Below are 19306 nucleotides of genomic sequence, written 5' to 3' on the forward strand. Positions count from 1 at the left end.
GCGAGTGGTTCCGTACATGCCAAAGAGATCGCCCACCGCCGGGGCGTTCACGTGCGCACACTCATCCTCGCCCGGACACAGCCCTGCTGATGGAGCGTCAGCTGTGCGCGAAGCCTGGACAGCCGCCGGGCGGCGTGTTGTCATTCCGCTGCACGGCGGATTTCCAACGTTGGAAGCAATGCCTGACCGAGCCGACGGCCGTGCCCGCTTCGTCCTGGCCCCATGCCCCCTGCGCGAGGAAAGGTTCGATGACAAGACAACACACCCGCCCGCGGTCCCGATGGTGGGCTCTGCTGACCGTCACGGCACTGGCCCTGTCCACCGGCGCCCTGGCCCCCTCGGCGACGGCCGCGGCGCCGGAGACCGTCACGTCCGCCCGCGCGGCCGCCGACGCCGACGTTCAGGTCACGGCCTGAAGGGCGAGTACTTCAGCATGTCGGCGCCGGGCGCCCGGGACTTCGCCGAGCTGGGCGGCACCCTCCTGGAGCCGCAGATCAACTTCTCCGGGCTGACCGGCACCTTCGAGGAGCTGACCGGGCGCACGGAACACACCACAGCCCGCTGGACCGGACAGATCGAGGCATCCCAGGACGGCGACTACACGTTCTACGCCATCGGCGACAACGGCTTCCGGCTCCTCATCGACGGCGAGCCGGTCATCGGCCACTGGGAGCCGGACTGGGACCGGGAGCAGACCAGTGCGCCCATCACCCTGAAGGCCGGCGAGAAGCACGACTTCCCGATGGAGATGTTCCAGGACATCGGCGGGGCGAACATGTTCCTGCGCTGGTCGACGCCGACGATGCCCAAGCAGCTCGTCCCGACCTCCGCGTTCACCCCGCCCGCCGGCTTCGAGGTCTTCCCCGTGGAGCTGACCGTCGGCGAGGACGGACGCAGGCTGCTCGCCCGGTTCGAGGACCGGGTGAGCGACCTGGCGCAGGTGGCGGACCACCTCAAGATCGAGGCCGACACGACCGCCATGCCGGTCAAGTCGGTGGCGCCCGCACGCGGTGACCGCGACTCCCTGGTCGTCACGCTCTCGGAGCCGATCCAGAAGGACCAGCAGGTCCGGGTCACCTAAGACGGCGAAGGGGGCCTCGAGGCCGGCGGCGAGACCGTGCCCCGGATCGTCCGCTACGCCGTGAACACCTCCACCCACCGGATCACCACCCCGTGGGGCGACAAGGTCGACAGGAAGAACCCGCTTCCGGAGTACCCCCGCCCGCAGCAGGTCCGCTCCAAGTGGAAGAACCTCAACGGCCCCTGGCAGTTCGGCGGCGCCGAAGCCGGTGAGGAGCCGGTCTTCGGCAAGAACCTGGACGAGAAGATCATCGTGCCGTTCCCGGTCGAGTCTCAGCTCTCCGGGCTGGAACGGCACGAGGACCACATGTTCTACCGCAAGCTCGTCGACGTGCCGAGAAGCTGGAAGGTCGGCAGGGGCGGCGACGGCAACCGGCTGAAGCTCCACTTCGGTGCGGTGGACTACCAGGCCCGCGTCTGGGTCAACGGCAAGAAGGTCGCCGAACACACCGGCGGCTACAACGCCTTCAGCGCCGACGTCACCGACGCGGTCAAGCGCCACGGCAAGCAGGGTGGCGCAGCACTTGGCGGCGAGTCCGGTCCTTGTGGCAGTCATCGTCCAGGAACTCCAAAGGTCGTGGGGAACGGGTGCGGTGGCGGCCGCGTACGGCCGCCACCGCTCTTCTCACGCGGCCGGCGTCACCGCGGTCACGGGGCCCAGGGCGCTTGAACGGCCCAGGTGGTGTCCTCAGTGAAGTGGGCGGAGTTGTCCCAGGCGCGGGACCCGCCCGGTACGGCCAGCCACAACTCGGCGTCGTAGTGGCGCAGATACTGCCCGGGGAAGTTGTAGGCGGACAGTCTGACACCGCCGTTCGCGCCCCGGACGGGGCAGAAGGTGGCGTCCGCGCGGAACAGGTCGCCGCTCCCGCCCTCCTTGTACACACGGGAGTTGCGGTGGCGCAGATACTCGCCGGCGTAGTTCCGCGACTCGAAGGAGTAGCACGAGCTGTCGGCGAGGCCGGGGACGATCCGCCAGGTGGCGTCGTTCTTCAGCAGCGAGTCACTGCCCCCGGTGACGACCTCCGTGAACACCGCGCCGTCCTGGTGCCGGACGTAGCGGTCGGTGTGGCCCGGAGTCGTCACGCGCAGGGACGCGTACTGCCCGGCCGGCAGCGTCACCGGCGCGGCCGGCGAGCGGGACGCGTCGATCAGCGCCCGGTTGGCCGCCCGGACCCGTGCCTCGTCCACCTTGACCACCTGGCGGTCGTAGGTGAGGAGGCCGTTCGCCTCGTTCTCCACATCGGCGATCTCGGTGTAGACCGCGGCGGACAGGCCCCGGGGCAGGCGCACCTCGCGGATGCCGTCGAGGAGCCCGACGAACCGGTTGTTCAGATGGGTGAGGTCCGGCTGGTCCTCGTAGCTGAAGCCGCCGCCCGGGTACTACTCGTGACCCGCGACCTCGAAGCCGAGCCCGCCGTACTCGCCGAGCACCGCGGCCCGGGTGGAGCTGGGCACCGTCGTGCCGGGTCCGACGTGGACGTGGTGGTCGACGACGTCGCCGTTCCCGCCGTCGACGGCACCGCAGCAGTTCATCCCGCTCATGTTGTCCACCAGGCGCGACGGGTCGTACGCCTTCACCTCGTTCGCGATGCGCGCCTGGTCGTACTGGCCCCAGCCCTCGTTCTGGTTGACCCACATGACCAGCGCGGGGGAGCTGCGGTGCTGGTCGATGACGCGGTCGTACTCGGCCTCCCACTGCACGCGCGCCGCGGCGTCCGGGGTGCGCTCCATGGACGGCATGTCCTGCCAGACCAGCAGCCCGAGCCGGTCGGCCCAGTAGAACCAGCGCTGCGGCTCCACCTTGATGTGCTTGCGCACCATGTTGAAGCCCAGGTCCTTGTGCTTCTGCAGATCGAACCGCAGGGCCGCGTCGGTCGGCGCGGTGTAGATGCCGTCCGGCCAGTAGCCCTGGTCCAGGGTGCCGGTCTGGAACACGAACCGGCCGTTGAGCACGGGCCGCAGCACACCGTCCACCCGGGCGAGACCGACGGTACGCATGCCGGTGTAGCTGCCGACCGTGTCGACCGTCGTCGAACCGGACAGCAGGTCGGCGCGCACGTCGTAGAGGAAGGGATCGTCGGGTGTCCACCGGTGGGCGTTCGGCACCGGGACGGTGAATTCCGAGCCGACGGGACCGGTGGCCGTGCCGACCGTGGTGCCGCCGGAGGAGACGGTCACGCGGGCCTGGTGTCCGCTCGTCCCGGCGCCCCGCACGGTCACCTTGAGCCGGCTGTTGGTGAGGTCGGGCACCATGTCGAGCCGGGTGATGTGCGCCGCCGACGTGGGCTCCAGCCACACCGTCTGCCAGATGCCGGACGCGGTCGTGTAGAAGATGCCCCCACCCGGGTGCGGGGTGACGTCGTTCAGCCGCTGCTTGCCGACCGCCTGGGTGCCGTTCTGGGTGGGGTCCCACACGGAGACGACGATGGTGTTGGCGCCGCCCCGGTTCAGCAGGTCGGTGACGTCGTACGAGAAGGAGTCGAAGCCGCCGCTGTGGGCGGCGCCGGCCTGCCGGTCGTTGACCCACACGGTGGTACGCCAGTCACTGGCGCCGAAATGGAGCTGCACCCGGCGGCCGTCCCAGCCCGACGGGACGGTGAAGGCGCGCTTGTACCAGAGCTTGTCGTTCTGTGTGATCCTGCGCTGGATGCCGGACAGTGCCGACTCCGCGACGAACGGGGCCCGGATCTGCTCGGTGAACGACGCGGGCCGGCCGGCGCCCGCCGCGGTGACGGCGAAGTCCCAGATACCGTTGAGATTGGCCCAGTCGGGGCGGGTGAGCTGCGGCCGGGGGTATTCGGGCAGCGGGTTGTCGACGGAGACCTGGCCGGTCCAGGGCGTCGTCATCGGCGCGGGCTTGGGGGTCCAGGCCCGGGGCGCCGCGGTCGCGGTGCCGGAACCGGTGAGAGCCGTGCCGGCCAGCACGACCAGCACGGCCAGCACGCCGGACAGGGCGGTGAGCCGCCACGACCGGCGTCTGAACCGGAGGAGGCGGGCGGGCGGGGCGAGTACTCGACGCATCGTCACTCCTGGGGAAGTGGGGGTGGGAGCCGTGCGCGTGCGAGAAGCGGCCGGTGCACGTCGGAACGTGGCCGGCCGCCCGGTGCCGGACGCGGCGGCGGGATCCCTCAGCGGGTCCGCCGCCGCGCCCGCGGTTCTACATCAGCTGCCGACGCCGGCCCAGCCAGGTCTGGGCGACGACCACGACGGCCAGGAAGGCACCGCTGACGACCTGCTGGTAGGAGGAGTCGAGGGAGCCGATCTGGTTGATGACGTTCTGGATCACCTTGAGCAGCAGCACACCGACCAGGGCGCCGCTGACGTAGCCGAGTCCGCCGGTGAGCAGGGTGCCTCCGATGACGACGGCGGCGATGGCCTCCAGCTCCATGCCGTTGCCGAGAATGGTCACCCCCGAGGCGAGCCAGGCCGCGTTGAGAGCGCCCGCCAGCCCGGCCGTCACTCCGGACAGGGTGTAGACGAGGATCTTCGTACGGGCCACCGGGGCACCCATCAGCGCCGCCGCGTCCTCGTTGCCGCCGACGGCGTACACATGCTGCCCGAACCGGGTGCGGCGCAGTACGACGGCCCCGGCGACGAACAGCGCCAGCGTGATCCACACGGGGTTGCCCAGACCCAGGGTGCTGCCCTGGCCGAGCTCGGCGAGGAAGGAACCCTTGCCGATCAGATAGGTGTTGGCGCCCTCGTCGGTGAGCGCCAGCATCAGACCGCGCGCACCCAGCATGGCCGCCAGGGTCACGATGAAGGGCGCCAGCCGGGAACGGGCCACGAGCAGGCCGTTGACCACACCGACCGCCCCGCACACCACCAGCGGCAGCAGCAGGGCCACCAGGGTGCCGTGCCGGGACCCCCAGGCCGCCAGGACCCCGCCGAGCGCGAAGAGCGAACCGACCGACAGGTCGATGCCCCCGGTGATGATGACGAAGGTCATGCCGAGCGCGACGATGGCCAGGAACGCCGAACTCGTCGCCATGTTGCTGATGTTGTCACCGGTGGCGAAGGAGTCGAAGCTGAACGACGCCACCAGGGAGACGACCAGCAGCACCGCCAGCGCACCGTGCTGCTGGACCAGCGCGCTCACCCGCTCGGAGCGGGCGGAACCCGGCGGCTCGCCGGCCGGCGCCGGCCGCTTGTCACGCGTCGCGCTCACCGGGGCGTCCGTCTTCGTGGCGGTCATCGCTTCCCCCGTCCCCGTGCCGCGTACACCGCGCACACGATCACTACGGCCTGCGCGATCTGTGTCCAGGAGGGCGGCAGATCGTGCTCGATGAGGGTGGCGGTGAGCAGCTGGATGAGCACGGCTCCTGCCACCGTGCCGGCGATGTTCACCCGGCCACCGGTCAGCGGTGTCCCGCCGACCACGACGGCGGTGATGGCGGACAGCTCCATCAGATTGCCCAGCGAGGTCGGGTCGCTGGCCCCCAGCCGTGCCGTGGCCAGCACGCCCGCCACCGCGGCGAGCAGTGCGCAGACGACGTACACCACGATCAGTACCCGGCGTACCGGCAGCCCGGCGAGCTGCGCCGCGGGCCGGCTGTCACCGATCGCGAGGAGCTGCCGCCCGAACGTGGTGCGACGGACGGTGAAGGCCACCAGCAGCGCCGGCACGGCGGCGATCAGGATCAGATACGGGATGCCCAGCACGTCCCCGGAGCCCAGGGAGGCCAGCGCGGGGTTGCGCAGGTCCTCCAGCTGCGGCAGCAGCACCAGGGCGAGACCCCGGCCGCCCACCATGAGCGCCAGGGTCGCCACGATCGGCTGCACCCCGACGAACGCGACCAGCGCCCCGTTGGCGAGCCCGATACCCGCGGCGAACACCGCCACCACGAGCAGCGCGGGCAGAAGCCCGTAGCCGAGGTAGAGGGCCGTCACGGAGGCCGCGAGGGCCATCACGGCACCGACCGAGAGGTCGACCCCCTCGGTGCCGATGACCAGGGCCATGCCCAGCGCCACGATGATGACGGGAGCGACCTGCACGGCCTGGGTACGGAAGTTCTCCGCGGACAGGAAGTGCGGGGTGATGACGATGTTGACGGCCATCAGCAGCGCCACGCCGGCGTAGACCCCGTACGTCTGCAGCCACTGCAGGACGCGGGCCCTGTCGAGGGGGACGGTCTTGAGGGTGGCTTCAGCCATCGGTGGCCGCCTCCTCCAGCACGTCGCCGTCCGGGGCGTGCCCGGCGATGGTCCGCATCAGCTTGTCCTCGGTGACCTCGTCGCCGGTCAGCTCGCCGACGACGGCACCGTCCTTCAGTACGACCACGCGGTCGGACCCTTCGATCAGTTCCTCCAGATCGGAGGAGATGAGCAGCACGCCCAGGCCGTCCGCGGCCAGTTCGTCCACCAGTTTCTGCACCTCGGCCTTGGCTCCGACATCGATGCCCCGGGTGGGCTCGTCCAGCAGCAGCACCTTCGGGTTCATCGCCAGCCAGCGGGCGAGCAGCACCTTCTGCTGGTTGCCGCCGGACAGTTCGCCCACCTTCTGGTGCGGTGAGGACGCCTTGATGCGCAGCCGCTCGATGAAGGTGTCGACGATGCTGTCCACGCGTGCCTCGGAGACCAGTCCGAAGCGGGAGAGCCGGGGCAGCGCGGCGAGGGAGATGTTCTCCCGGACCGACAGACCCGGAACGATGCCCTCGCTCTTGCGGTCCTCCGGCAGCAGACTGATGCCCGCCCGGATGGCCGCGGGGGTGGAGCCGGCGCGGAGCGGCACACCGGCCACCGTCACCCTGCCCGAACTCGTCGCCAGCGCGCCGGAGATGGCCTTGGCGGTCTCGGTGCGTCCGGAACCGAGCAGCCCGCCCAGTCCGACGACCTCGCCGGGGCGGATGCTCACGGACACGCCGTGCAACTGGTGCGGGACCTTCAGGTCCCGTGCCTCCAGCACCGGTTCGGCATCGGTGGCGTGATGGTCGCCGGTGAACTTCGTCAGGCCCTCCGTGCGGACCTCGCCCAGTTCCCGGCCGAGCATGGTGGACACCAGGGAGAGCCGGTCGAGTTCGGCGAGGCGGCCGTGGTGCACGCGACGGCCGTCCCGCAGCACGGTGACCGTGTCGCACACCGCGTACAGCTCGTCGAGACGGTGACTGACGTAGATGACGGCGATGCCCGCGTCGCGGAGCCGGCGGATGACCGAGAACAGCGTCTCGACCTCCCGCGGTTCCAGGGAGGAGGTCGGCTCGTCCATGACGACGATCCGCGCCTCGCTCGCCACGGCACGGGCCAGGGCCACCATCTGCTGCGCGCCCACACCGAGGCTGCGCAGCGGCCGGCGGACGTCCACCCGCACGCCGTAGGCGCCGAGCGCCTCCTCGGCCTCGCGGTTCATACGGGCGAAGTCCAGCAGCCCGAAGCGGTTGCGCGGCTCACGGCCCAGGAAGAGGTTGCGGGCCACGCTCAGCAGCGGGATGAGATTGACCTCTTGGTAGATGGTGGAGATACCGGCCTTCTGGGCCTCCAGCGGAGTGCCGAAGGAGACCGTACGGCCCTGGAAAACGATGTCACCGGCGTCGGCCCGGTGGACCCCGGTGAGGAGTTTGATGAGCGTCGACTTGCCGGCGCCGTTCTCGCCGATCAGGGCGTGCACCTCACCGGCGTGCAGGGTCAGGTCCACGCCGTCCAGGGCCCGGACGCCGGGGAAGGTCTTGCTCAGTCCGCGGACGGCGAGGACTTCGGCGGGGGGAGCCACCTGTGCCTCCAGGAAGAATGGGGTGACGGACGGACAGGGGCCCGGGATCCCGGGCCCCCGCGGCGGGATCAACGGGATCAGTAGGCCTTGCCGAGGTCCTTCTCGGCGCTGTCGGCGTTGTAGGCGCTGTCCTGGATAACGATGTCCTGGGGGACTTCCTTGCCCTGGGTGAAGGTGTCCAGCGTCTGGAACGCCAGCGGGCCGAACCTCGGGTTGGACTCGATGACACCGCTGATCCAGCCGTCCACGACGCCCTGCACGGCGTTGCGCGTACCGTCGACCGTGACGATCTCTATGTCGCCGGCCTTCTTGCCGGCGCCCTTGAGCGCGGCCACCGCGCCCAGGCCCATCTCGTCGTTCTCCGCGTAGATGCCCTTGATGCCGGGCTTGGACTGGATGAGCTGCTCGGTGACCTGCTGGCCCTTCTCGCGCGTGAAGTCACCGGTCTGCTCGAAGACGACCTTCAGGCCGGGGGCCTTCTCGGCGACGCGCTCCTTGAAGCCCTGGGTGCGCTCGGTGGTGACGTTGTTACCGGCCGATCCCAGCAGGATGGCGACCTCACCCTTGCCGCCGGTGGCCTCGATCATCTGGTCGGCGGCACGCCGGCCCTGCTCGACGAAGTCCGAGGCGATGAAGGAGACATAGTCCTTGCAGGCCGTGGCGTTGATCTTGCGGTCGATGGTGACGATCGGCACCTTCTTCGCGGCGGCGGCCTGCAGCACCGGGTCCCAGCCGTCGGAGTTGAGCGGGGCGATCACCAGCAGGTCGGCGCCCTTGGCGAGCAGGTCCTGCACATCGCTGATCTGCTTGGAGAACTGCGACTGGGCGTTGGCCGTCAGCAGCTTGACGCCTCTCTTGGCCGCCTCGTCCTTGATGGACTGCGTCTCGGCGATGCGGAAGGGGTTGGCCTCCTTCTCCGACTGGGAGAAGCCGACCGTGGCGTCCTTCAGGTCGATCTTCTCGCCGCCGTAGGCGTCGATGGTGCAGGTCTCGCTGCCCGGCTTCGGTGTGACGACCTTCTGACCGGCGTCGTCGGCGGCCGCCGGGGACTTCTTGCTGTCCGCCGCGTCGCCCTCCGACTTGGCGCAGGACGTGACGGTCAGGGCTACGGCGGCGGCCAAGGCCACGACCACGGGGCGGGCGAGAACGAGAGAACGGTGAGTGGTGCGCTGCATGGTGACCCCGATCCGGGTGACGCTGAAAGGGAACTGAGGAGCCGAAGGGCGCGCGGACATGAAAACTGCTCCCCTGTCGCGCCCCTCCCCAAGGGGTGTTGACGGTGCCGGCCTCGGCATCGGTGTCGTACTCGCGCATCCACGTTATGCAGACCTGCCGCCCGCGAGCTGTCCGGCATTGCGCCGGACCGGACGGTGGCCGGACCTCTCATCAGCGTCTCCGACGGCACCTCCCGGGCCCGGTGACACCACCCCCCAGGTCATGCCTTCGACAGGGGGACACAGTCATGCCGGGCCCGGAGGCCAGCGGCCCTCTTGCAGGACCGCGAAAAACATAACGGGCGGGCCGCCCGGTCGGCGGTCGGCGCCTACCGGGTCGGTGCCGGCAGGCCGGCCGCGAGCAGGGCGAACACCTCGCGGAACACATCGGCGAAGGCGAGTTCGTCCTGCCGGTCGCACCAGTGCTGCACGCTCACCCGGACCGCCGTACCGGCCACGGCCGCGAGCAGCCGCGGGTACAGACCGGTCGCGCCGTGCCCCTCGCCGGCATCGGCATCGGCACCGGCACCGGTCTCGGCTCCGGGCGGGGCGGCGGCCGGGCTTCCCGGTGGCCCGGAGCCGATCCGCTGGGCGATCACCTCGGCGAGGCCCGCCTCGTCGGCCATGTGGGCGCCGAGAGTGCGCACGAGGAGGTGAGGGGCCGCACGCAGTACCTCGGCGTGCAGACTCCACAGTTCGTGCTGGCGTTCGGCCTCCGAGAGCTCGGCGGCGAGCGCCTCGCGCAGGGCCTCCAAGGGCGTCAGCGCCGCCGGAGCGTCGAGGAGTGCCTGGCGCACCCGGACGTTCGCGTCCGCGTCGATGACGACGAAGGCGTCGTCCCGTGAGTCGAAGTAGTTGAAGAAGGTGCGTACGGACACCCCGGCGGCCGCGCTGATCGCCTCGACGGTCACATGGTCCGCCCCGTGCTCGGCGGCGAGGCGTACCGCGGCTTCCGTGAGGGCCGCACGTGTGGCCCGCTTCTTGCGCTCCCGCAGTCCGCCGCCCGCGCCGTCCCTCCCTGTCATGTCGTGCATGCTGTGCAAAGATGCATTGTCTGCAAAATCCTCCGGCGCCCGGACCGGCCCATGGCGTGCCGGAGGGGGCCATGGACGTGTGAGGGTTAGCGTCGGGTCATGGCCGGTGATCGCCGCGGGTGGCGGGTGTGTCTGCTGGGCGGTGCCGTCTTCGCGGTGTGCATGGCCGGCACCACGCTGCCGACTCCGCTCTACCCCCTCTACCGGGAGAAGTTCGACTTCTCCGAGCTGACCGTCACCGTCGTGTACGCCGTGTACGCCTTCGCGGTCATCGGAGTGCTGCTGCTCGCGGGCAACGCCTCGGACGCCGTGGGCCGGCGTCCGGTGCTGCTGTGGGGTCTGGGCTGCGCGGCCGCGAGCGGAGTCTGCTTCCTGTCCGCCACGGGGCTGGGCTGGTTGTACGCCGGACGGCTGCTGTCGGGCCTGTCCGCGGGTCTGTTCACCGGCGCCGCCACGGCGTACGTCATGGAGTCGGCACCGCCGGGCGGCGGCTCCCGGGCCACGTTCGTCGCCACGGCCGTCAACATGGGCGGGCTCGGTTGCGGTCCGCTGCTCGCCGGACTGCTCGCGCAGTACGCGGCCTGGCCGCTGTATCTGCCGTTCGCCGTGCACCTCACCCTGGTGGCGTGCTCGATCGCGGTTCTGCTGCGGCTGCCCGAGACGGTGGGCCGGCGCCGGCCGCTCGGCACCGTGCGGCCGCAACGGCCCGGCGTGCCCCCGCAGGTGCGGCCGGTGTTCGGGGCTGCGGCGACCGCCGCGTTCGTCGGCTTCGCCCTGTTCGGCGTGTTCACCTCCGTCAGCCCGGCCTTCCTGGCGCAGTCCCTCGACGTGAGCGACCACGCCGTCAGCGGGGTGGTCGTGGCGCTGGCCTTCTTCGCCTCGACGGGCGGCCAGCTGGCCGTCGACCGGGTCGGTGTGGGCCGGTCACTGCCGCTGGGCTGCGCCGGACTTCTCGCCGGGCTGGCGCTGCTCGCGGGCGCGATCCACTGGGACCTGCTGACGCTGGTGGTGCCGAGCGCGGTCGTCGGGGGATTCGGCCAGGGCCTGGCGTTCCGCGGAGCGCTGTCCGCCGTGGGTGGGCGTCCCCGGAGGACCGGCGCGCGGCCGTGATCTCGTCGCTGTTCGTGGTGGCGTACGCGGGGATCTCGGTGCCGGTCATCGGGGTGGGTCTGCTGACGGAACCGATGGGTCTGGAAGGCGCCGCATTTGTGTTCATCGCCTGCATGGGAGCCTTGGTGGTGAGCGCGGCCGGCTACCTGCTGCGCCATCCGGTGGCGACGGGCGTGTGACCGGCCGAGGGGTCGATCGCCGGGATGCCGAACCCTTCTCACGCGATCTCGTCCGGCGACCTATGATCGGTTCCAGAAATGTTGAAAGTCGAACTTTCTGGATGGAGGGCAGGCGGTATGAGCAATACGGAGACACGGCCCCCGGAGTTGACGTGCGGGGGCGAGTCGGAGGCGGAGCGCCCGGCCGACGTCGAGGTTCTCACTCCGCGTGACGTACCGCTCGGCGGCCCGCGCGCGATGAGGGTGCGGCGCACCCTGCCCCAGCGGGCCCGGTCCCTCGTCGGGGCCTGGTGCTTCGCGGACCACTACGGTCCCGACGATGTCACCGGGACGGGCGGCATGAACGTCGCTCCCCACCCGCACACCGGCCTGCAGACGGTGAGCTGGCTGTTCAGCGGAGAGATCGAGCACCGCGACAGTCTGGGCAGCCACGCCTACGTCCGGCCGGGCGAGCTCAACCTCATGACCGGCGGTCACGGCATCAGTCACTCGGAGGTGTCGACGCCCGGCACCGCGCTCCTGCACGGTGTGCAGTTGTGGGTGGCGCTGCCGGGAGAACACCGTGACACGGAACGGGACTTCCAGCACTACGTGCCCGAGCGGATCCCGGTGGACGGCGGCGAGGTGCGCGTCTTCCTCGGCTCGCTCGCCGGCGACACGTCCCCCGTACGCACCTTCACTCCTCTGCTGGGCGCGGAACTGTCCGTGGCCCCCGGGGCCGAGATGACCCTCGGTCTCGACCCGGCCTTCGAGCACGGCGTCCTCGTCGACGCGGGCGATGTCCTCGCCGAGGGAACCGCCGTACGGCCCGCCGAACTGGGCTACATCGCCCCCGGCCGCACGCGCCTCACCCTCACCAACCGGGGGACCGGACCGGCCCGGCTGGTGCTCCTGGGCGGGCCGCCGTTCGGCGAGGAGATCGTCATGTGGTGGAACTTCATCGGCCGTTCGCACGACGACATCGTCCGGGCCCGCGACGACTGGATGAACGGAACCCGGTTCGGCGAGGTGCACGGGTACGACGGTGACCCGCTCCCCGCGCCGGAGCTTCCGAACGTTCCTCTGAAGCCGCGAGGAAGGGCTCGCTGACCTGCGCAGACATACGTACTGAAGCATGGGGGCCGGGATTCGCTGCCGCGTCGGCCCGGCGACGCGGGAATCCCGGGCGGCAGGCCCTCGGCTCCGGTTCACCGGGTCTTCTGAGGCTGTTTGCCCGCGCATGGGGAGCTCCGCGGGCAGCTTCGGCCGGAACGGCACCGGAACTCCGAGGCTTCCCCCCTTTTCCGTGGGGCCGATGCGCCGCGTCGTGCGTGAGACCCGCTCGGGGCCGACCTCTTCGCACTCCTCGCGGAAGTCGTCGGTGATCGTCGGGACGCCGAGGGTGCCGTCCGATACTCGGTGCGCCGGTGCGTCTTCCCGGCGAAGGGGTGCACGCCCTCCGAGGGATCGCGCGTTTCTCCACCTGCACTCCGCGGGCCTGCCTGAGCCGATCCCGAACCTGGACCCGCGGGGTCGCCGTAACTCCCCCGAATCTGAGTGGGCTGTCGCACCGTCACCTCGTGCCGTGACCGGGCCGGTGCGCCCTGAACGCAGCGTCCCGACCTCCTTCACCATGCTCGTGGGCGGGCTTTCCGCTGCCCGCGCCGCAGACCGCCCGTCCGGGGGAGCCGGGCCCGGCGGGGTGACGGTGCAGGGGCCCGCCGTGTGCCCGTTCCGCGCCGGCCGACAGCGCCATACGTGTGAGGCACGCCACATCTGGATACCCCCCGGGGCATAACCCGGACCCTGCTACGGTTGGTCTCAGGCATACCCCCCTAGGTATCAGTGAAGGCAAGTGAGCAGGAGTTCCCCGCATGGTTCCCGAGATCGACCAGCAGCGGTTCGCCGAGGCGCACGCGGCAGGCGCCCTCGTCGTCGACGTCCGCAACAGCGGCGAGTACCGCACCGGCCACGTCCCCGGCGCCCGGTCGGCGCCGCTCCCCGACCTGCCGCTCGCCCTCGCCGAGCTGCCCAGGGACCGGCCGGTCCACGTGATCTGCCAGAGCGGCGGCCGCAGCGCACAGGCGGCCTCCCTGCTCCGCGACCTGGGCTACGACGCCCGCAGTGTCAGCGGCGGCACCGCCGCATGGCTCGACGCCGGCCGCCCCGCGGTCACCGGTGACGAACCCGGCACCGGCGCCGTCCCGACCACTTCCGAGGAGACGCGATGATCACCGTTCTGCCCGTCGAGACCCCCGGCCTGGGGGACCGCACCTACCTCGCCCACGACGGTTCCGTGGCCCTGGTGGTCGACCCCCAGCGCGACTACGACCGCATCACCGCGCTGGCCGACGCCGCCGGAGTGCGGATCACCCATGTGTTCGAGACGCACATCCACAACGACTACGTCACCGGCGGCCTGGGCCTGGCCCGCGACGTGGGCGCGCAGTACCTGGTGAACGCCGACGACGAGGTCTCCTACGAACGAACCCCGGTGCGCGACGGCCAGGTGATCGAGGTCGGCGACACCCTGCGGGTGCGGGTCATCCACACCCCGGGCCACACCCACACCCACCTGTCCTACGCCCTCGAGGCCGACGGAGAGCAGGTCGCGGTGTTCACCGGCGGCTCCCTCCTGTACGGCACCACCGGACGTCCGGACCTGCTGGGTCCGGACCACACCGACACCCTGGTGCGCGCCCAGTGGCGTTCGGCGCACCGGCTGGCGGAGGAACTGCCTGACGAGACCGCCGTCTATCCCACCCACGGGTTCGGTTCGTTCTGCTCCGCCGCCCAGGCCTCCGGCCTGTCCAGCACGATCGGCGAGGAGAAGCGGACCAACACCGCGCTGACCGCCGGAGAGGAGGCCTACGTCGAGCAGCTCCTGGCGGGCCTGGACGCCTATCCGGCCTACTACGCCCACATGGGCCCGGCCAACTCCGGCGACCCCGGCAAGCCGGACCTGTCCGCGCCGTCCGTGGCGGAACCGGCCGAGCTGCGGCGCAGGATCGAGGCGGGCGAGTGGGTGGTGGACCTGCGCGACCGCACCGCCTTCGCCGCCGGGCACCTGGCCGGCAGTCTCAACTTCGGCCTGGACGGCCAGTTCGTCACCTATCTCGGCTGGCTGATCCCGTGGGGCACCCCGCTCACCCTGCTCGGCGAGAGCGCAGCGGACGTGGCCGAGGCCCAGCGCGAGCTGGTCCGCATCGGCATCGACCGCCCGGCCGCCATGGCCACCGGCGGCCCGGAGGACTGGGCCGGCGGCGAGCCGCTCGCCGCCTACGAGCGGGCCGTCTTCGGCGACCTCGAGGCGGCCCGCGACGGGGACGACGACGTCGTCGTCCTGGACGTGCGCCGCCGCCAGGAGCGCGACGAGGCGTACATCCCCGGCTCGGTGCACATACCCATCCACGAGGTGCCGGGCCGTCTCGAGGAGATCCCCGCGGGCCGCGTCTGGGTGCACTGCGCGGGCGGATACCGCGCCGGGATCGTCGCCGCACTGCTCCACGCCCGCGGCCGTGACGTCGTCGCCGTCGACGACAGCTTCGACAACGCCCTCGACCTGGGCCTGTGTGCCCTCCCCTCCGAAGCCTCCGCAGGCCCCGGTACCTCCGGTACCCCTGCGGACCCCGAAACCACTGAAGCCCCGGCAGCATCCGGTGATCGACAGGAGATCAACGCGTGACCACCCCCACCACCCCCCGCGCCCTGACCATCGACGAACTGCGCGACAGGCTCGACTCGGCCAACCCGCCCCGGCTGCTCGACGTCCGTTCCCCCGCCGAGTTCGAGGGAGCGCACATCCCCGGCTCCTACAACGTCCCGCTGGACACCCTGCGCGAGCACCGCGAGGAACTGACGAGGCACCTGGACACCGACGTGGTGCTGGTGTGCCGCTCCGGCCAGCGCGCCGGCCAGGCCGAACGCGCCCTCGCCGAAGCCGGGCTCCCCGGCCTGGCCGTCCTGTCGGGCGGCATGACCGCCTGGGAGAAGTCCGGCGCCCCGACCAACTACGGCCAGGAGCGCTGGGACATGGAGCGCCAGGTCCGGCTGGTCGCCGGCTCCCTGGTCCTGGTCGGTGCCCTGGGCAGCTTCGTCGTCCCCGGCCTGCAGGCGCTGTCCGCGTTCGTCGGCGGCGGGCTGGCCTTCGCCGCCCTCAGCAACACCTGCGCGATGGGCGTGCTGCTGTCGAAGATGCCGTGGAACCGCACCCCGTCCTTCGACCCGCGCAAGGCCGTCGCCCAACTCGCCGACGGCAGGTGACCGGTATGACGCTGACGCTCGTCCTCGTTCTCGTCCTCGCGCTGCTGGTCGGCGTCTCCCTCGGGCTGCTCGGGGGAGGCGGGTCGATCCTGACCGTGCCGCTGCTGGTCTACGTCGCGGGCATGGACGCCAAGGAGGCCATCGCCACCTCCCTGTTCGTCGTCGGCGTCACCTCCGCCGTGGGCATGATCAACCATGCCCGCGGCGGACGGGTCCGCTGGCGCACCGGCGTCCTGTTCGGAGCGGCCGGCATGGCCGGCGCCTACACCGGCGGGCTCGTCGGCGGCCACATCCCCGACGCCGTCCTGCTGATCGCCTTCGCGGTCATGATGATCGTCACCGCCGCCGCCATGCTCCGGGGCCGCCGGGGCGTCGACCCCGGCCAGGCCCACCGGCAGCTCCCGGTGGGGCGGGTCCTGCTGGACGGCGCGGCCGTCGGCCTGGCCACCGGCCTGGTCGGCGCGGGCGGCGGCTTCCTCGTCGTCCCCGCCCTTGCCCTGCTCGGCGGCCTGCCCATGCCGGTGGCCATCGGCACCTCGCTGCTGGTCATCGCGATGAAGTCCGCCGCGGGCTTCGCCGGCTACCTGTCGAGCGTCCAGATCGACTGGACCCTGACCCTGGCCGTCACCGGGTTCGCGGTCGTCGGCAGCCTCGCCGGAGCCCGGCTCGCCGGACGCGTCCCCGCCCGCGTCCTCTCCCGGCTCTTCGCCTGGTTCGTGCTGGCCATGGGCACCTTCGTCCTGGTCCAGCAGGCCCCCGCCCACATCGCCGTCCCACTCCTGGCGGCCCTCGCCTCGTTGGGCGCCGGTGCGGGCGTCTGCTACGGCTTCGTCGCCCGCTGTCCGCTGCGACGCGCCGTGCACCGGACCTAGCGTTCCACGGCCCACCACTGTCCCGGCGCCCGCTCTCCCTCGGGGTGCCGGGACAGCGGCATGCCGTGACGCCCGCGGCCGGCCGGTATCCGTACGCCGGCGGAATACCCCGGCCCCTTTCGGCGCTATGTACCCCAGGGGGTATCAAAGCCCGCCGCTCCGGCAAGCCGCCGCTCCGGCAAACGGAAGGAACCGTCCCATGAGTACTGTCGCCCTCACCGCCGCCGACTTCGAGAAGACCGTCACCGGGAACGACATCGTCCTCGTCGACTTCTGGGCCTCCTGGTGCGGACCGTGCCGGATGTTCGCCCCCGTCTACGAGAAGGCTTCCGGGGCCAACGCCGACATCGTCTTCGGCAAGGTCGACACCGAGGCCGAGCAGGCCCTGGCCGCCGCGGCGGACATCACCTCGATCCCCACCCTGATGGCCTTCCGTGAAGGCGTCCTGGTCTTCTCCCGGCCCGGAGCCCTGCCGCCCCGGGCCCTGGACGAAGTCATCACCGCCGTACGGGAACTCGACATGGACGAGGTGCGCGACGCCCTCGCCGCTCGGACTCCCGCGCAGTGACCGCGGCCGGCCCCCGGCCGGCCCGTCGAGAGGAACACCCCATGGTCCAGCTCCCCGCCGACCAGGTGCGGTCGGCAGCCAACCGGCTGAAGCGCGCCCAGGGTCAGCTCACCGGCGTCGTACGCATGCTGGAGGAAGGGCGCGACTGCGAGGACGTCGTCACCCAGCTCGCCGCGGTCAGCCGCGCGCTGGACCGCGCCGGCTTCGCCATCGTCGCCGGTGGTCTCAAGGAATGCCTGACCCGGGAAGGCGGAGCCGACAGCCTGGACACCCGGAAGATGGAGAAGCTCTTCCTCTCCCTCTCCTGACACGTGCCCGCCCTCACCGCAGGAGCGGCCCGGCCGATGGGGTCCAACGGTCCCCAGAACGAGGACCTGAGGTCTCTGGCCGGTGACGTGCTCCCGCCATCATCCTGGAACCGGAAACCCGATCCAGGAGGTGGACGTCATGTCCCGCACCGTCACCGTAGGTCTCGACGGTTCGCCCGAGAGCCGTGCTGCCGCCGAGTGGGCGGCACAGGAGGCGGAGCTGCGCGGTCTGCCGCTGCGGTTGGTGCATGTCTGGGAACCCGTCCCCGAGCCCGTGGCGCAATCCGTGCAGCTGGCCCCCGCGCGGCAGAAGCACTGGAGCGAGCGGATTCCCGGTGAGGCCGCTGCGGGGATCCGCTCCCGCCACCCGGGGGTGGAGGTGATCGCGGAACCCGTTCCCGGACGCCCGATGGACGTACTGCCCGAGGTGGCGAAGGGCACCGACCTGCTGGTCCTCGGCTCTCGCGGACTGGGCGGGTTCAGGGGGTTCCTCGTCGGGTCCGTGGGCACCTCCGTGATCGCCCGCACCGAGACGCCCGTCGTCCTCGTGCGCTGCGTGGACCGGACCGGCGCCGGGGACGCGGAGGAGTCCTCCGGCGGGGTGCCGGCCGCCGCCGCGTATCAGCCCGTCGTGGTCGGCGTCGACACCGAGCACCCCGACGACACGGTGATCGCGTTCGCGTTCGAGGAGGCGGCCCGCCGTGGCGCCGTGCTGAAGGCCGTCCACGGATGGACCCTGCCGGCGTACTACGCCTACGCGCTGCCGGCCGACCCCGGGCTCGGCACCGAACTGAGCGAGCAGGAGGCCGCCGCTCTGGCGACCGTCCTGCGCCCCTGGCGCGAGAAGTACCCGGACGTCGAGGTGGTCGAGGAGCCCCGCTCCGGAAGCGCCGCGCGTCACCTCGTCGACGCCGCCCGTGACGCGTCGCTGGTCGTCGTGGGCCGCCGGATCCGCCGCAGCCCGTTCGGCGCCCGCACCGGACCCGTCACACACGCGGTGCTGCACCACGCCGTCGCACCTGTCGCCGTCGTCGCGCACGACTGAACTCACCGGCCGAGGAGAGCAACCATGAACGCAAGCGTCGGACGAGACGGCGGCGAGCCCCTCGTCGTGGGCGTGGACGGTTCCGAACCGAGCCTGCGCGCCGTCGACTGGGCGGCGGACGAGGCGGTATTGCGCGGTGTGCCGCTGCGGCTGGTGTACGCCTGCCTGTGGGACCGGTACGAGGGTGGCGCCGTCGCCCAGGGCCTCGGCCGGCCGCCGGCAGCGCCGCCGTCGCCCCGGGACGTCGTCGACGCGGGCACCGAGCGTGCTCTCGCCCGTCATCCCGGCCTGCGGGTGACCGCCGACGTGGTGGACGAGGAGCCGGAGTACGCCCTGGTACGTGAGGGCCGCAAGGCCTCCGCGCTGGTCCTCGGCACCCGCGGCCGCAGCGGCGTCGCCGAGATGCTGCTCGGCTCCGTCAGCCTGGCCGTCGCCGCCCACGCGGACTGCCCCGTGATCGTGCTGCGCGGCAGCCACGACAACCAGGCGACACCACCCGTGCACGGTCGGATCGTGGTGGGCGTCGGCGAGGACCCGAAGAACTCGGCGACCGTGCGATTCGCCGCCGAGGAGGCGCGGCGACGCGGGGTGGCCCTGGAGACCGTACGGGCCTGGCGGTGCCCGGCGCACGAGTCGACCGGCCATCCCCTGCTGGTGGGCGGCCCCGAGCGCCTGTACGAGGAGCGTGCGGCCGAGGAACTGGAGACCGCGCTGCGTGACGTCCCGGAGGACATCGAGGTGCGTCGGCGCACCGTCGAGGGCCACGCCCGTCGCGTGCTCCTGGACGCGTCGCACCAGGCGGACCTGCTGGTCGTCGGCGCCCGGCGCGGGGAGGGACACCTCGGGCTCCAGCTCGGCCGGGTCGCCCACGGGCTGCTGCACCACTCCGCCTGCCCCGTCGCCGTGATCCCGCACCCGGACGGCGCGGCCTGACCGCGGGCCGGCGAC

Annotated in this window: 14 protein-coding genes and 3 pseudogenes; 11 read left to right on the forward strand and 6 right to left on the reverse strand. The window is 71.6% G+C overall.

The window, feature by feature from the left end:
- Window positions 1–248: 248 nt before the first annotated feature.
- A pseudogene (locus tag B9S61_RS24905) lies at window positions 249–1645 on the forward strand (PA14 domain-containing protein); the annotation flags it as partial.
- 83 nt (window positions 1646–1728) lie between these two features.
- On the opposite strand, the pseudogene B9S61_RS24910 reads toward B9S61_RS24905, so the two are convergent.
- The 6 genes and pseudogenes from B9S61_RS24910 to B9S61_RS24935 form a co-directional block, all read right to left on the reverse strand.
- A pseudogene (locus B9S61_RS24910) lies at window positions 1729–4101 on the reverse strand (AbfB domain-containing protein).
- Window positions 4102–4237: 136 nt separating this feature from the next.
- Window positions 4238–5275: an ABC transporter permease gene (locus B9S61_RS24915; protein WP_103544250.1), complete on the reverse strand. Its 1038-nt coding sequence runs from the start codon at window positions 5273–5275 to the stop codon at window positions 4238–4240.
- Complete coding sequence (locus B9S61_RS24920) at window positions 5272–6234, reverse strand: ABC transporter permease (protein ID WP_103544251.1); 963 nt, start codon at window positions 6232–6234, stop codon at window positions 5272–5274. The genes B9S61_RS24915 and B9S61_RS24920 overlap by 4 nt, the downstream gene beginning before the upstream one ends.
- A complete protein-coding gene (locus tag B9S61_RS24925) occupies window positions 6227–7786 on the reverse strand; it encodes a sugar ABC transporter ATP-binding protein (protein WP_103544252.1) in 1560 nt (519 codons plus the stop codon). The genes B9S61_RS24920 and B9S61_RS24925 overlap by 8 nt, the downstream gene beginning before the upstream one ends.
- Before the next feature lie 77 nt (window positions 7787–7863).
- Window positions 7864–8961 (reverse strand): ABC transporter substrate-binding protein, encoded by a 1098-nt coding sequence (locus B9S61_RS24930; protein WP_103544261.1) that lies wholly within the window; start codon window positions 8959–8961, stop codon window positions 7864–7866.
- A 368-nt stretch (window positions 8962–9329) separates the two neighbouring features.
- Window positions 9330–10034, reverse strand: a complete 705-nt coding sequence (locus tag B9S61_RS24935; RefSeq protein ID WP_103544253.1) for a TetR/AcrR family transcriptional regulator — start codon at window positions 10032–10034, stop codon at window positions 9330–9332.
- Window positions 10035–10133: 99 nt separating this feature from the next.
- On the opposite strand from B9S61_RS24935, the pseudogene B9S61_RS24940 reads away from it, so the two are divergent.
- The 10 genes and pseudogenes from B9S61_RS24940 (at window position 10134) to B9S61_RS24985 (ending at window position 19291) form a co-directional block, all read left to right on the forward strand.
- Window positions 10134–11323 (forward strand): annotated as a pseudogene (locus B9S61_RS24940) (MFS transporter).
- Window positions 11324–11440: 117 nt separating this feature from the next.
- Window positions 11441–12412, forward strand: coding sequence for a pirin family protein (locus tag B9S61_RS24945; protein WP_103544254.1), 972 nt, complete (start codon window positions 11441–11443; stop codon window positions 12410–12412).
- Between the two features lie 764 nt (window positions 12413–13176).
- A complete protein-coding gene (locus tag B9S61_RS24950; protein WP_103544255.1) occupies window positions 13177–13533 on the forward strand; it encodes a rhodanese-like domain-containing protein in 357 nt (118 codons plus the stop codon).
- A complete protein-coding gene (locus tag B9S61_RS24955; protein WP_258039845.1) occupies window positions 13530–14987 on the forward strand; it encodes a rhodanese-like domain-containing protein in 1458 nt (485 codons plus the stop codon). Before B9S61_RS24950 ends, B9S61_RS24955 begins: the two co-directional genes overlap by 4 nt.
- Window positions 14984–15565, forward strand: a complete 582-nt coding sequence (locus B9S61_RS24960; protein WP_103544256.1) for a rhodanese-like domain-containing protein — start codon at window positions 14984–14986, stop codon at window positions 15563–15565. Before B9S61_RS24955 ends, B9S61_RS24960 begins: the two co-directional genes overlap by 4 nt.
- 5 nt (window positions 15566–15570) lie before the next feature.
- Window positions 15571–16437, forward strand: a complete 867-nt coding sequence (locus tag B9S61_RS24965; RefSeq protein WP_103544257.1) for a sulfite exporter TauE/SafE family protein — start codon at window positions 15571–15573, stop codon at window positions 16435–16437.
- A 199-nt stretch (window positions 16438–16636) separates the two neighbouring features.
- Window positions 16637–17005 (forward strand): thioredoxin, encoded by a 369-nt coding sequence (trxA, locus tag B9S61_RS24970; protein WP_103544258.1) that lies wholly within the window; start codon window positions 16637–16639, stop codon window positions 17003–17005.
- A 41-nt stretch (window positions 17006–17046) separates the two neighbouring features.
- Window positions 17047–17313 carry a metal-sensitive transcriptional regulator gene (locus tag B9S61_RS24975; protein ID WP_103544259.1) on the forward strand — a complete coding sequence of 89 codons (267 nt, stop codon included), beginning with the start codon at window positions 17047–17049 and terminating at the stop codon, window positions 17311–17313.
- Between the two features lie 139 nt (window positions 17314–17452).
- Entirely contained in the window at window positions 17453–18358 is a 906-nt protein-coding gene (locus tag B9S61_RS24980) for a universal stress protein (RefSeq protein ID WP_103544262.1), read from the forward strand.
- 24 nt (window positions 18359–18382) lie between these two features.
- Window positions 18383–19291: a universal stress protein gene (locus B9S61_RS24985; protein WP_103544260.1), complete on the forward strand. Its 909-nt coding sequence runs from the start codon at window positions 18383–18385 to the stop codon at window positions 19289–19291.
- The last annotated feature ends 15 nt before the right edge of the window (window positions 19292–19306 follow it).

This window comes from Streptomyces sp. SM1 (assembly GCF_002910825.1).
In the GTDB taxonomy this organism is placed as follows: Bacteria; Actinomycetota; Actinomycetes; order Streptomycetales; family Streptomycetaceae; genus Streptomyces; species Streptomyces okerensis.

Excerpts from the sequence above, each read along its gene's own strand:
- B9S61_RS24965 (WP_103544257.1), top strand. The coding sequence starts at position 15,571 with ATGACGCTGACGCTCGTCCTCGTTCTCGTCCTCGCGCTGCTGGTCGGC.
- B9S61_RS24955 (WP_258039845.1), top strand. The coding sequence starts at position 13,530 with ATGATCACCGTTCTGCCCGTCGAGACCCCCGGCCTGGGGGACCGCACC.
- B9S61_RS24980 (WP_103544262.1), top strand. The coding sequence starts at position 17,453 with ATGTCCCGCACCGTCACCGTAGGTCTCGACGGTTCGCCCGAGAGCCGT.
- B9S61_RS24975 (WP_103544259.1), top strand. The coding sequence starts at position 17,047 with ATGGTCCAGCTCCCCGCCGACCAGGTGCGGTCGGCAGCCAACCGGCTG.
- B9S61_RS24915 (WP_103544250.1), bottom strand. The coding sequence starts at position 5,275 with ATGACCGCCACGAAGACGGACGCCCCGGTGAGCGCGACGCGTGACAAG.
- B9S61_RS24920 (WP_103544251.1), bottom strand. The coding sequence starts at position 6,234 with ATGGCTGAAGCCACCCTCAAGACCGTCCCCCTCGACAGGGCCCGCGTC.
- B9S61_RS24985 (WP_103544260.1), top strand. The coding sequence starts at position 18,383 with ATGAACGCAAGCGTCGGACGAGACGGCGGCGAGCCCCTCGTCGTGGGC.
- B9S61_RS24930 (WP_103544261.1), bottom strand. The coding sequence starts at position 8,961 with ATGCAGCGCACCACTCACCGTTCTCTCGTTCTCGCCCGCCCCGTGGTC.
- B9S61_RS24945 (WP_103544254.1), top strand. The coding sequence starts at position 11,441 with ATGAGCAATACGGAGACACGGCCCCCGGAGTTGACGTGCGGGGGCGAG.
- B9S61_RS24950 (WP_103544255.1), top strand. The coding sequence starts at position 13,177 with ATGGTTCCCGAGATCGACCAGCAGCGGTTCGCCGAGGCGCACGCGGCA.
- trxA (WP_103544258.1), top strand. The coding sequence starts at position 16,637 with ATGAGTACTGTCGCCCTCACCGCCGCCGACTTCGAGAAGACCGTCACC.
- B9S61_RS24935 (WP_103544253.1), bottom strand. The coding sequence starts at position 10,034 with ATGCACGACATGACAGGGAGGGACGGCGCGGGCGGCGGACTGCGGGAG.